This is a genomic window from Thiovibrio sp. JS02, assembly GCF_053485635.1.
Map to the genome: position 1 here is coordinate 73,436 of NZ_CM130715.1, position 12,072 is coordinate 85,507.

At 61.0% G+C, this 12,072-nt stretch carries 11 protein-coding genes; 5 read left to right on the forward strand and 6 right to left on the reverse strand.

Translation table 11 applies throughout. The features are described 5' to 3' along the window. Nucleotides 1-7: 7 nt before the first annotated feature. The 3 genes from ACUUL3_RS00400 to glgX form a co-directional block, all read right to left on the reverse strand. Nucleotides 8-1,552 (reverse strand): sigma 54-interacting transcriptional regulator, encoded by a 1,545-nt coding sequence (locus tag ACUUL3_RS00400; protein ID WP_448553511.1) that lies wholly within the window; start codon nt 1,550-1,552, stop codon nt 8-10. 162 nt (nt 1,553-1,714) lie between these two features. Beyond that, on the reverse strand, nt 1,715-2,239 hold the full coding sequence (locus tag ACUUL3_RS00405) for a GDSL-type esterase/lipase family protein (RefSeq protein WP_448553513.1): 525 nt from the start codon (nt 2,237-2,239) through the stop codon (nt 1,715-1,717). Continuing rightward, nucleotides 2,239-4,344 carry a glycogen debranching protein GlgX gene (gene glgX, locus ACUUL3_RS00410; RefSeq protein ID WP_448553515.1) on the reverse strand — a complete coding sequence of 702 codons (2,106 nt, stop codon included), beginning with the start codon at nt 4,342-4,344 and terminating at the stop codon, nt 2,239-2,241. The genes ACUUL3_RS00405 and glgX overlap by 1 nt, the downstream gene beginning before the upstream one ends. Before the next feature lie 129 nt (nt 4,345-4,473). On the opposite strand from glgX, the gene ACUUL3_RS00415 reads away from it, so the two are divergent. Beyond that, entirely contained in the window at nt 4,474-5,406 is a 933-nt protein-coding gene (locus ACUUL3_RS00415) for an Lcl C-terminal domain-containing protein (RefSeq protein WP_448553517.1), read from the forward strand. Nucleotides 5,407-5,481: 75 nt separating this feature from the next. On the opposite strand, the gene nikR is transcribed toward ACUUL3_RS00415, so the two are convergent. Then, a complete protein-coding gene (nikR, locus tag ACUUL3_RS00420) occupies nt 5,482-5,898 on the reverse strand; it encodes a nickel-responsive transcriptional regulator NikR (RefSeq protein WP_448553518.1) in 417 nt (138 codons plus the stop codon). Nucleotides 5,899-6,111: 213 nt separating this feature from the next. On the opposite strand from nikR, the gene ACUUL3_RS00425 reads away from it, so the two are divergent. From ACUUL3_RS00425 to ppnP, 4 genes are all read left to right on the forward strand, one after another. Continuing rightward, a complete protein-coding gene (locus tag ACUUL3_RS00425) occupies nt 6,112-7,155 on the forward strand; it encodes an energy-coupling factor ABC transporter permease (RefSeq protein WP_448553519.1) in 1,044 nt (347 codons plus the stop codon). Between the two features lie 76 nt (nt 7,156-7,231). Continuing rightward, entirely contained in the window at nt 7,232-8,044 is an 813-nt protein-coding gene (cbiQ, locus tag ACUUL3_RS00430; RefSeq protein ID WP_448553521.1) for a cobalt ECF transporter T component CbiQ, read from the forward strand. Further along, nucleotides 8,041-8,793: an energy-coupling factor ABC transporter ATP-binding protein gene (locus ACUUL3_RS00435; RefSeq protein WP_448553523.1), complete on the forward strand. Its 753-nt coding sequence runs from the start codon at nt 8,041-8,043 to the stop codon at nt 8,791-8,793. Before cbiQ ends, ACUUL3_RS00435 begins: the two co-directional genes overlap by 4 nt. A 139-nt stretch (nt 8,794-8,932) precedes the next feature. Further along, entirely contained in the window at nt 8,933-9,247 is a 315-nt protein-coding gene (gene ppnP, locus ACUUL3_RS00440) for a pyrimidine/purine nucleoside phosphorylase (RefSeq protein WP_448553525.1), read from the forward strand. Between the two features lie 90 nt (nt 9,248-9,337). Here ppnP and ACUUL3_RS00445 read toward each other — a convergent pair whose 3' ends face one another. Both ACUUL3_RS00445 and ACUUL3_RS00450 read right to left on the reverse strand, forming a co-directional pair. Further along, nucleotides 9,338-10,948, reverse strand: a complete 1,611-nt coding sequence (locus ACUUL3_RS00445) for a methyl-accepting chemotaxis protein (RefSeq protein ID WP_448553527.1) — start codon at nt 10,946-10,948, stop codon at nt 9,338-9,340. 117 nt (nt 10,949-11,065) lie between these two features. After that, nucleotides 11,066-11,920 carry an HAD-IIB family hydrolase gene (locus tag ACUUL3_RS00450; RefSeq protein ID WP_448553529.1) on the reverse strand — a complete coding sequence of 285 codons (855 nt, stop codon included), beginning with the start codon at nt 11,918-11,920 and terminating at the stop codon, nt 11,066-11,068. Nucleotides 11,921-12,072 lie beyond the last annotated feature (152 nt).

Sequence of the window (12,072 nt, forward strand, 5' to 3'; positions counted from 1 at the left end):
TCCTGTTTTATTTGCCTATCTTGAACTGGCGCGGATTGATGTTGAGCTTGGCGATCTTGTAGTTGATGATCCGCAGGCTGGTGTCCAGCATCTGGGCCGCCTTGGTCTGGTTGCCCTTGCTTTTTTTCAGGCTGTCAATGATCAGCTCCCGTTCAAAGTTCTCCACCGCCGCCGTAAAGGAAACCGGATTGCGTTCGCTCACCGACTCCGAGGTCTGCAGGGAGGGCGGCAGATGGTAGCTCTTGATGGAATCCTCGTCGCAGATCAGCACGGCCCGTTCGATGCAGTTCTGCAGCTCGCGGACATTGCCTGGCCAGTGGTACTGGACCAGGAGGTCGATGGCGGGCGTTGAGATACGGCGGATCTGCTTGTCGTTCTCCTCGTTGTACTTCTGGAGGAAAAAATCGGCCAGCAGCATGATGTCGGTGCGGCGTTCCCGCAGGGGCGGCAGATAGATGGGGAAAACATTGAGGCGGTAGTAGAGATCCTCCCGGAAGGAGCCGTCCTCGACGGCTTTTTCCAGATCCTTGTTGGTGGCGGTGATCAGCCGGACATTGCACTTGCTGGGCGCGGTGGCGCCCAGACGCTGGAATTCGCGGTCCTGAACCACGTTGAGCAGCTTCACCTGCACGTTCTGGCTCAGTTCGCCGATTTCGTCCAGGAAGAGGGTTCCGCCTTCGGCCTGTTCGAACCGCCCTTTCTTGGCGGTTTGCGCGCCGGTGAACGCCCCTTTTTCATGGCCGAACAGCTCGCTTTCCAGCAGGGTTTCCGGCAGGGCCGAGCAGTTCACCACCACAAAGGGCCCCTTGGCCCGTTTGCTGTTGTGGTGAATGGCCTTGGCCACCATGGTCTTGCCGGTGCCCGATTCGCCGCGCAGCAGAATGGTGGCGTTGCTGTCCGCCACCCGGTGGATCATCTCGAACACCTCCTGCATGCGGTTCGAATTGCTGACGATGTTGGCGACCCGGTATTTTTCGGAAAGCTCCCGCTTGAGCTGGGTGTTTTCCTGTTCCAGGCGTTCCCGTTCCTGGTTGACCGCCTGGATGCGCAGCACGGTCTGGGCGATGAGGCCGGAGAGCACGGTGAGAAACTGCAGATCCTTCTCGAAATCGATCCCTTCCTTGTAGTCGCGGTCCACGCTCAGGGCGCCGATGGTGTTGAGGCCATGCTTGATGGGTACGCAGAGAAAGGAGAGGGTTTCCTGATTCTTCTCGGCCCGCGCCCTGGTTCGGTTCAGGAAAAGCGGTTCCTGGCTGATCTGGGGCACGACAATGGGGGAGCCGCTGGCCACCACCCGGCCGGTGATGCCCTCGCCGAACTTGTAGATGCCGCGTTTTCGCGCTTCCGCCGTCATGCCCAGGGCCACTTCGGTTTCGATCTGGCCGGTGAGGGGGTTGGCGATGGTGACCGCGCCGTTTTTCAATTCGGTCCGCTCGGCAAGCACGGTGAGGCCCGCCTCAAGGCATTTGCGCAGATCGTCGGTGGAGGCCATGGCCTTGGTGATTTCGTAAAGGGTGGTCAGGTCGGCAAGTTCGCGGTTGTTCTGGGTCATGGCTCTTTGCGGTTTTTGTTTACAGATTAGTGATAAAGCTTGGCGGGTCGGGAGTTAAAATAACAAATTTGTCTTTTTCTGCACTGAAAAAATAGCCACGGCTGTCGCGGCCGGGAACTGCCCTGGCAAGTGGCGGGGAGTTTTGGGAAAAAAAGGAGAAGGTCAGGCCCTGTTTCCGAGCAGGGCCGCGATCTCCCGGCTCCAGAGCGCATAACCCGGGCCGCTCAGGTGCACGCCGTCTCCTTCGAAATAGGCGGCGGCCGGCTCTCCGCCCTTGGTGAAGGCGGCGTACAGGTCGAGATAAGAGGCCCCGGCCCCGGTAACAAGGCGGTGGAGGGAGGCGTTGATTCTTGCCACCGCCGTGTCGGCGAGCCAGGACAGCGGCATGGGCAGAAGGCTGGTGCAGGCGATTCCGGCGGCAGGGGCCTGCGCGGCAATGGTCGCGAGAATCCTTCCGTAGTCGGGGAGAAAGGCATAGTCCTCCATGAGCAGATTGTTGGTGCCGATCATGAGGATCACCATCTCAGGGGTGGGCCGGCGCTGGAGCAGCCCGGGCAGGCGGGCGAGGAGCCCGGCCACCGTCTCGCCCGCCTGGCCTGCATTGCGCACCGCCTGATCCGGGAAGCGGTCCTGCCAGTCGTAATACTCGATGAGGGAGTCGCCAAGAAAGAGAACCCGCATGGGCATCAGCGTTCCCTGGCAATGAAGACCGCGGCGGCCAGGGGGGCCAGGGCGATCCTGGTCGCTTTGATCGGAGCGGCTTTTTTCTCCGGAATGATATCCCGCGGCGGCCTGGCCGCGGTGTCGATGAGGCGCCGCCAGGAGCCGCCGCGAGGCGGGGGCGGAAGAATAAAGCGGCTTTCGGTGTGGCCGCCGTTGAGCATGATGAAGAAATCATCGTCCAGGCGTTTGCCCATGCTGGTGCCGTGGAGCAGGAAGGCCAGGGTTTTGCAGGTGGGCGACCAGTTGGGATGGCCAGGCGCGGTGGACTGCCATTCGATCTCCGGCGCCTGGCTTTCGGAGGGGGCTGGAAAGAAATCCCGGCGCCTGAAAACCGGATGGTTTTTGCGCAGGGCGATGAGTTCCGTGAAAAACCGCAGCAGGTCGCGGTTGTCATGGGCCAGCTCCCAGTTGAGCCAGCTGATCTCGTTGTCCTGGCAGTAGGCATTGTTGTTGCCCTGTTGGCTGCGACCGAATTCGTCGCCGGCCACCAGCATGGGAACGCCCTGGGAAAGGAGGAGAATTACGGCAAAGGTGCGGATGCGGCGCATGCGCAGGCTGTTGACGGCGGGATCGTCGCTCGCTCCTTCACAGCCGCTGTTCCAGCTGATGTTATGGTTGCAGCCGTCCCGGTTTGCCTCGCCGTTGGCCTCGTTGTATTTTTCGTTGTAGCTCACCTGATCGAAGAGGGTAAAGCCGTCGTGGCTGGTGATGAAGTTTATGCTGTTGCAGGGTCTGCGGCCGCTGGCCTGGTAGAGGTCGGCGCTGCCGGCGATCCGGGTGGCGAGGTCGGCGACGGTGTTCTGATGGCCGCAGAGGAAGCGGCGGACATCGTCGCGGAATTTCCCGTTCCATTCGGCCCAGCGCTTGTTGGTGGAGAAGCTGCCGACCTGATAGAGACCGGCGGCATCCCAGGCCTCGGCGATGATCTTGGTGTTGGCGAGGATGGGGTCTTCGGCGATCTTTTCCACCATGGGCGGGTTGCTCAGGACATTGCCCTGCTGGTCGCGGCCCAGGATGCTGGCCAGGTCGAAACGGAAGCCGTCCACATGCATCTCCATGACCCAGTAACGCAGGCAATCCATGATCAGGTGCCGGACCAGGGGATGGTTGCAGTTCACGGTGTTGCCGCAGCCGGAAAAGTTGAGATATTCGCGGCTGTTCGGGTCAAGCAGGTAATAGATGACATTGTCCAGGCCCCGGAAGCAGATCAGCGGGCCGTCACCGCCGCCTTCGGCCGTGTGGTTGAAAACCACGTCGAGGATGACCTCGATGCCGGCCCGGTGCAGGGCCTTGACCATTTCCTTGAACTCCCGGACCTGGTTGCCGTTCCGCCCGTTCACTGCATAGGCGGCCTTGGGCGCGAAAAAGGAAATCGGGCTGTAGCCCCAGAAATTTTTCAGTTTTTCGCCGGTGAGGGGATTGATGTTGATGTTCTCAAGCTCGTTGAACTCGGCGACCGGCAAAAGCTCCACCGCGGTGATGCCGAGCTTTCGCAGGTAAGGGATTTTTTCGATGATCCCCTGGTAGGTGCCGGGGTGCGTGACTCCCGAGCTTTTGTGGCGGGTGAAGCCCCGGACGTGCATTTCATAGATGATGGTTTCCTTGAGCGGGATATTGAGGGGCCGGTCACCCTCCCAGTCGAACAAGTCATCGACAATGCAGCCGCGGCGCTGAAAGCTGCTGATCGGCGAGCAGAGTCCTGAACGGCAATAGAGCGTCCCCCAGTCCGAGCCGCCGGTCAGGGCCTTGGCATAGGGGTCGATGAGGATTTTGTCCTCCTGGAAAAAATGGCCCTCCCCCTTGGGATCGTAGGGGCCTCCCATCCGATAACCGTAGCGGAGGTTCGGGTCCAGGTCGGGCAGGAGGATATGCCAGATGTCGCCGGTGCGGTTTTCCTTGGCATCCAGAGGGATTGTCGCCAGGGGCTCTTCGTGGCCGGATTTGAAAAGAAGCAGAAAAACGCGTTCGGCATGCCGGGAAAAAATGGCAAAATTCACCCCTTCCGGCCGCCTGGTGGCGCCCAGGGGCAGGGGGTGGCCGGCGCTTGTTCTGAAGCCGTGATTTTTCATGCGCAATTTCACCTTGCAGAGAAGAGTTTCCTGTACTATTATAGTAATAATTATCAATAGCAGTTTTTGGGTCACCCTTATTATAGCTGTTCCTGCGCAATGATGAAAAAAAAACTCGGGAGGTGCACCATGGGCTTAGCGGACAAACTGGGAATTTCAGGCCATCATCTCGCCATCGACTGGGATCTCACGCCGTCGGACACTTTTGCCATTTTCGAGAGCTGGGGCGGCAGGGAGCGGATCCGCAACAACAGCGAGCGCCATTACTATTTCTATATCGACAACTGGACCCCGCCGGCCAAGCTCTACCTCATGGAGCGCGGCGTCAAGCATGCCAGGATACTGGCCAAAATCGACTGCCCCCAGGAGATGATCGAAAGGGCGGTGGCCAAGCAGGGTAAGTCGATGTTCGACCAGAGCTACGCCATCGACGGCAGGATCAAGGAATGGCTGCTGGAAAAGGTCATCGAGGCCGAGGACTATTCGCGGGTTCAGCCCATCCGGGAGGCGGTGGAAACGGAATCCCTGGAAACGAATCTGCCAAAGAGGGGACAGACGGTTTCACCGCTGCAAAAGGTCGTGCTGCGCGACAAAGGCGCGGTTGTCCTGGAAAAGGAGGTGCCCGCCCTGATCAGGGTTCATGATTTTTACGATGCCCAGTACAACCCCGCCGGTTCCTTTGCGAACGTCCTGGTGGACGGCGGGGACACATTGACCGTGGTCGATGAGAGGATCGGGGTGATGTGGCAGCGGGGCGGCTGTGACCTCACCACCATCCGCAATGTGCAGAAGTATGTCGAGCAGTTGAACGCGAGCAGGTTCGCGGGCCATGACGACTGGCGCCTGCCCACCATGGAGGAGGCGCTCTCCCTGGTGGAACCGGAGGCGAACGAAAAGGGGATCCACCTGCATCCCTGTTTTTCCAAGGAGCAGCCCTTCATCTTTCTGGCCGATCAGCGCAAGCCGGGAGGGTACTGGTTCATCGATTACAAACAGGCCACGGTTTTCTGGGCCTCCGGCACCATCCCCGGCGGTTTCGGCAGGGTCTGCCGGACCGTCTGAGTCCGGACCGTCAACCGAAAAGAAAAAAGGGCTGCGGCGGGCAGCCCTTTTTTCTTTGTCCAGGGCACCCCTCGATCAGTGCAGGTCTTTGCCCGTGCTGGTCATCACCAGCTTGCCGTGCTTGACCCCCTTCACGCCGATCAGCTCGTCGGCGATCTGCCGCACCTCTTGGGCCGGTCCCCGCACCACCAGCACTTCCAGGCAGTTGTGAGCATCGAGATGCACGTGGAGCGCGGAAATCACCCGGTCGTGGTGGGCATGCTGATGTTCGGTGAGTTTGTCGGAGAGATCGCGGACGTGGTGGTTGTAAATGAGGGTGACGGTGCCGATGGCTTCTTCGGCTGTTTCGCTTTTGTGCTCCACCAGGGAGGCGCGGATCAGATCCCGGATCGCCTCGGAACGGTTGGTGTATTTTTTGTGCGCGATGAGTTCGTCAAAACTTTCCAGCAGCTTTTCGTCAAGCGAGATGCCGAAGCGAACGATTTTTCCCATGCCGGGCTCCTTTCATATCCTGATACCGATAAAAAATAGTACCTGATTTTTCCTGAAAAACAAGTAAATTCCACGCGTTTGAAGCGGGGGTGACGCAGGCGGGCCAGAAAATTTCTTGACACACGAATATGATTATCGTATTCATTGTGTGTCACTAATTATTTACTTGGTAACACAAATCGGGCGTCGAGAATTTTCAGGGGGGAACAGACCATGCACATGGCGGATGCGCTTTTGTCACCCGCGGTCGGAGCGGGCATGTGGGCCGCAACGGCAGGAACCATAACCTACTGCTCCGTAAAGTTGAAAAAGAAACTTGACGACCGCAAGGTTCCGCTGATGGGGGTGCTGGGCGCCTTCATCTTCGCGGCGCAGATGATCAACTTCACCATTCCGGCCACCGGCTCCAGCGGACATCTGGGCGGCGGCCTCCTGCTCGCGATCCTGCTCGGCCCCCAGGCCGGCTTCCTCACCATAGCCTCGGTGCTTGTGGTGCAGTCGCTCTTTTTCGCCGACGGCGGCATCCTGGCCCTGGGCTGCAATATCTTCAACCTGGGTGTCTTTCCCGCCTTTGTCGCCTACCCCCTTGTCTATAAAAAAATCGTCGGCAGCAGGGCAGGCCAGGCCAGAATGTCGGCGGCCGCCGTGCTCGCCGCCGTGCTCGGCCTGCAACTGGGCGCCCTGTGCGTGGTGCTGGAAACCGTGGCCTCCGGCATCTCTTCTCTGCCCTTTTCCTCCTTTCTGCTGCTCATGCAGCCCATCCATCTGGCCATCGGGGTTGTCGAAGGCCTGGTGACCGCGGCCGTGGTTTCCTTTGTCCACAAGGCCAGGCCGGAGATTCTGGAGGGCGCCATGGAGAATAAACCGCTTGGCCGCATGCCCGTGGCCGGCATTGCCCTCTCCTTTGCCCTGGTTGCCCTTCTCGTCGGCGGGATTCTTTCCTGGTTCGCCTCGGAAAACCCGGACGGTCTTGAATGGGCCATCGCCAGAGTCACCGGCGGCGAGGAGCTGGCCGGCCAGGAGGGCGGGCTGCATGCTACCCTGGCCGGGTTGCAGGCGAAGCTTGCCTTTCTGCCGGATTATGGCTTTCAAAGGGAGGAGGCCGGGGCAACGGCCGTCCTTTCCGGACAGCCCGCGGCCGCGGAGGCGGAGGGCAGGCTGGGCACCAGCGTTTCCGGAGGGGTGGGCGCCCTGCTCAGCCTGCTGCTTGTCTCTCTGTTCGGGATTGTCTTGAGACGGAGAACGCAACCCGCCTGAACGGGCGGGGGAATCGTGCTCCTTCGTCCCGGGTCAGGGGGCGGGCTGCCGTTTCCTGTTTTTTTCTGGAGGGTTTGTGCGGTCCATCGAGGGAGCGGTTACGGATTTCAGGCAGCTCGATCTTCTCGCCAACGGCGGGACGGCGCTGCATCGGCTTGATGCCCGGGCCAAGGTGCTTGTCACGCTGTTTTTCATCCTGGCCGTGGTCTCCTTTGATCGCTACGCCCTGGCGCCGCTGTTTCCCTTTTTTCTCTATCCGGTGGTCCTTGTCTCCGCAGGCAATCTGCCGGCTGGCTTCATCGCCAGAAAGGTCGGGATGGTCGTTCCCTTTGCCGTCGTGGTGGGGTTGTTCAACCCGATTTTTGACCGGGAGATCATCTCTCAGCTGGGGCCTTTCGCCATCAGCGGCGGGATGGTTTCCTTCGCATCCATCATCGTCCGCACCGTCCTCACCGTCGGGGCCGCCGTCTGCCTGGTCGGGCTGACCGGATTTTTGGGAATCTGCCAGGCCTTGGAGCGACTGGGCATGCCCAGGGTTTTCACCGTGCAGCTCCTCTTCCTGTACCGCTATATCTTCGTCCTGGCCGAAGAGGCGAGCCGGGCCGCCCGGGCCCGTGAGCTTCGGGCCTTCGGCCGGAAAGGGCGGGGACTTGCCGGTTTCGGCTCCCTGGTCGGCCATCTGCTTGTCCGCACCTGGCTGCGGGCGGAACGGATTCACATGGCCATGCTGGCCCGCGGTTTTCGGGGCGAATTCCACACCCGCAAGGTTTCCGGGTTCGGCGGCAGGGAATTGGGATATCTCCTGATCTGGGCGGCGATTTTTCTCCTGCTGCGCATTTCGGATCCGAGCCGGCTGCTGGGCGGCCTGGTCATGGGGCACGTGTCATGAGCCATCATATCGTTGAAGTCAAGCATCTCAGGCACGTCTACGCGGACGCTACCGTGGCGCTGGCGGATGTCTCCTTCCGTATCCACCACGGCGAATCCGTGGCAGTCATCGGCGCGAACGGCGCCGGCAAATCGACGCTCATGCTGCACTTGAACGGCTATCTGGCCGCCACGGCCGGCGAGATCCGCATCGGCGACTTTCCGCTTACCCGGCAGACCCTGCCGGAGATCAGGCGGACGGTGGGCATGATTTTCCAGGATCCCGACGATCAGCTCTTCATGCCCACCGTGTTTGACGATGTCGCCTTCGGCCCCCTGAACCTGGGGTTTTCCCCGGAACAGGCCAAGGAGCGGGTGCGGGAGGTGCTCGCGCAGGTGGGCGCGGCCCATCTTGAGGACAAGCCTCCCTATCACCTTTCCGGCGGAGAAAAAAAACGGGTCGCCATTGCCACGGTGCTTTCCATGTCCCCGGACATCCTGGTCATGGACGAGCCCACCAGCGGACTTGATCCTTACGCCCGCCGGCAGCTCATCGGCCTGCTCAAGGATTTCCGCCATACCAGGATTTTTACCAGCCACGATCTCGATATGGTCCTGGAGCTCTGTGAGCGCACCATTGTCCTGCACAAGGGGACGGTCAAAGCCGACGGCCCCACCAGGGATATCTTTCAAGACGAGGCGCTCCTTGCCGAATGCCGGCTGGAAAAGCCTCTTTCCATGCAGGGCTGCCCCCTCTGCGGCAAAAAATGACAAACCGTCCTGGTCCCTGCAACAAAATCTTGCAATTTGGCTGGCGCCGGGTAAAAGAAGCTCTTGCGGAATGCCTGGCGCCGGCTTGAAAAGGCGCCGGGGAAAATGAAGATAAGTCAACCGGCGGAGAGAACGATCCATGTCAGAATTCACCAATGTCACCATCGTGAAAAAGGCCAATGTCTATTTTGACGGCAAGGTCACCAGCCGCAGCGTGATTTTTGCCGACGGCTCCAAGAAGACCCTCGGCGTCATGCTGCCGGGCGAGTATGAATTCGGCACCGCCGACAAGGAGCTTATGGAAATCATGGCGGGCGAGCTTGAGGTGCTGCTGCCCGGGGCAAGCGGCTGGCAGACGGTCAAGGGCGGCGAGTCCTTCGAGGTGCCGGCCAATGCCAAGTTCGGCCTGAAGGTGAAAACCCTCACTGACTACTGCTGCTCCTTCCTCAAGTAAGATCTTCGCGCGGACAATACAAAAGCCCCGGGTCGACCCGGGGCTTTTGTATGGCAGGATTGGGAACCCAGGTTGCGCAGGGGTTCTTGCCTAGAAGTTCTCAAATTCCTCATCCCCGAAAGGGATCACCTCTTTGGGGCTGCCTTTTCCTGTCTGGGGCAGGGTCAGGGGCTTCTTCGCCCCGACCGGCGCCGGCCGCTTTGCCGATGCCCGCACGGGTGGTGGCTGCGGGCCGCTGCCGGCGGCATTGTTCCGCTCCCTTCCCGCGCCGCCGGTTATCATGGTCCGCAGCTCGCGGACATGGCCGAGCAGGGTGTTGCTTTCCGCAAAGAGTTCTTCCGAGGCGGAGGCGGATTCCTCGGCGGTGGCGGCATTGCTCTGCACCACGGTGTCCATCTGCTGAAGGGCGGTGTTGATCTGGCCCACCCCCTCGGTCTGTTCCCTGGCCGCCGTGGAGATCTCGGTGATCAGCACCGAAACCTTGCCGGTGCCTTCGGAAACCCTGTTGAACTCCGCATTGGTCTTCTCCACCAGAACCGTGCCTTCCTGCACCTTGCTCACCGTCTGCTCGATCAGGGAGGCGGTTTCCCGGGCCGCGTCGGCGGCGCGCATTGCCAGGCTTCGCACTTCGTTGGCCACCACGGCGAAGCCGGCGCCGGCCTCCCCGGCCCGGGCCGCCTCCACCGCCGCGTTCAAGGCGAGGAGATTGGTCTGGAAGGCGATCGCGTCGATGGTTTTGATAATTTTAGAAGTTTTCTCGCTGGCCGCGGAGATCTCGCCCATGGCGCCGGTGAGTCGCCGCATGGAAATGGCGGCCTGGCCGGCCACGCTGTTTACCTCGCTCATCACCGCATTGGCCTCTTGGGCGTTGTCGGCGCTGTGCTTGGTCATGGAGGCGATTTCCTCCATGGAGGCGGAGGTCTCCTCCAGGGAAGCCGCCTGCTCGGTGGCTCCTTCGGCCAGTTGCTGGCCGGCGCCGGCAACCTCGCCGGCCGCGGCGGAGATGTGGTTGGCGCCACCGGTCAGCCCGTTGATCGCCTTTTGCAGCGGACCGGTAATGCCGCGGGTGATGACAAAGGCCAGGGTGCAGCCACCGATGAAAATGCCCGCCGCCATGAGGACGATGATCTTCCGGAGGGTGTTGCCGCCGTGCAGCGCCGCGCCGGCAACCTCTGCTCCCTCCTCGGTATTGAGCGTGTCAAACCCGCCGATGGCTTCGCGAATCCGGTCGGCCGCCGTTTCCAGGGTTTCGGCTTTTTCCGCAACGCCGACGGGATTGTCCGCCTGGGCTGCGTCCATCATCTCCCGGGCCACCGGGGCCAGCTTGTCGTGCAGGGCGATGATGGTGTCGATCTTTGCAAGCCAGCCGGCCGTGACCAGTTCATCATCCGCGGCGATGGTCGCCCGGACGCGGCTGAAGGCCCCATCGGCCGATTTGTCCAGACTGTCGAAGCGTTCCCGATAGACGGCGTCTCCGTGGATGACGAAGTTTGCCGCGGCCAGCTGCTGGCGGCTGACCAGGAGGGCCAGTTCCCCGCCGAGATAGGCGAGGGGCAGGTGGGTGTTGTCCAGATCCCTGATCGAGGTCAGCACCCGTCCTGACTGCAAAACGGCAAAGCTTGACCCCAGGGTGGAAAGCACGATGAGGAAGCCAAAGCCTGCCGCCAGTTTTTTCCCCAGGGAAAATTGTTGAAAATTCATAGCGATTACGCTCCGGAAAAGGGTTACCCGCCTCTTTTGTCCGGGCTCGAAAAAAGAAGGCCCGGAAATTTCACGACCGCCGCAAAGGCTTTTGGTGATTGATTATAGTAACTATTGCTATAAGGACAATCTATTTTTTGCTTCCCAGGCAAGAGGGGCGAGTTCCGGGAAGAAATGGCACAGGCCCTCGGAGACGCCGGCGGCGTAATTGCCGTTCATCCCCAGGAAATCGCCCTTTGCGCAGTAAAGCCTGTCCGCTTGATTTTTTTCGGCAAGCAACTGTTCCGCCTCCCGGCGCACGGCGCTGTCCGCGTTTTTCACCAGGACGGCATTGAGGCCGCTGGTCAGGACGGCCAGGTCGTTGCCGGAATCGCCGGCAAAAACCGTATGGGGCGCGCCGATACCTTCCTGCTCCATGAGAAACCTGATCGCCGTGAGTTTGTCCGCCCTGGCCGGCAGGATATCGAGCAGCCCGAGATGCGCCGACTCGTCCACGCTCCAGATCAGGGTGGCGGCCAGGCCTTCGCGGTGCAGGCGTTCCCGCAGCAGGGAAAAAAGCGCGTCCCTGTTTATCTCCGGAGGCGTGTAGAAGCTGAGTTTGAAACGGCCCTGTTTTTCCGGCTCCTGCAGGGTCAGCTCCCGGCGATCCGCGAAAAGGCCGGCAAGATCCCTGCTGCTTTCTCCGTGCCAGTCACGGGAAAGCACGGCCTGCCATGCTTCCAGGGGCTGCCAGCCCCGGTCGCCGATGGTATAGATGGTGGTGCCCACGTCGCCGATGGCGAAATCGGGAACCGGGAGCCGGTATTCCCTGATCGCCGCAAGAAGAAGCTCCCGGTGGCGGCCGCTCACATAGGCGAGCCGGACCTCGGGTCGCCCGACCAGGGCGCGAAGAAGGGGGCGGGCCTGCGGGGATTCCGGGGCGGGGCCGTTGGGAAGAATGGTGCGGTCAAGATCGCTGCAAAGCAGGTACAATGGGATTACCTCATGGGGGGTAAGGGAAGGGGATAACGTCAGTGTATTGGAGCAGGGGAGGAAATGCAAGGGGCGGCCGCAAGGGGGGGAGTCCTTTTTCCGGCCGCGCCGAACGCAGCAAAAACGGGAAAATGGTCTGTCCCCGCATTGTT

Coding starts and splice junctions, on each gene's coding strand:
- nikR (WP_448553518.1), bottom strand. CDS start 5,898: ATGGGAAAAATCGTTCGCTTCGGCATCTCGCTTGACGAAAAGCTGCTG.
- ACUUL3_RS00415 (WP_448553517.1), top strand. CDS start 4,474: ATGGGCTTAGCGGACAAACTGGGAATTTCAGGCCATCATCTCGCCATC.
- ACUUL3_RS00400 (WP_448553511.1), bottom strand. CDS start 1,552: ATGACCCAGAACAACCGCGAACTTGCCGACCTGACCACCCTTTACGAA.
- glgX (WP_448553515.1), bottom strand. CDS start 4,344: ATGAAAAATCACGGCTTCAGAACAAGCGCCGGCCACCCCCTGCCCCTG.
- ACUUL3_RS00405 (WP_448553513.1), bottom strand. CDS start 2,239: ATGCCCATGCGGGTTCTCTTTCTTGGCGACTCCCTCATCGAGTATTAC.
- ACUUL3_RS00445 (WP_448553527.1), bottom strand. CDS start 10,948: ATGAATTTTCAACAATTTTCCCTGGGGAAAAAACTGGCGGCAGGCTTT.
- ACUUL3_RS00435 (WP_448553523.1), top strand. CDS start 8,041: ATGAGCCATCATATCGTTGAAGTCAAGCATCTCAGGCACGTCTACGCG.
- ppnP (WP_448553525.1), top strand. CDS start 8,933: ATGTCAGAATTCACCAATGTCACCATCGTGAAAAAGGCCAATGTCTAT.
- ACUUL3_RS00425 (WP_448553519.1), top strand. CDS start 6,112: ATGCACATGGCGGATGCGCTTTTGTCACCCGCGGTCGGAGCGGGCATG.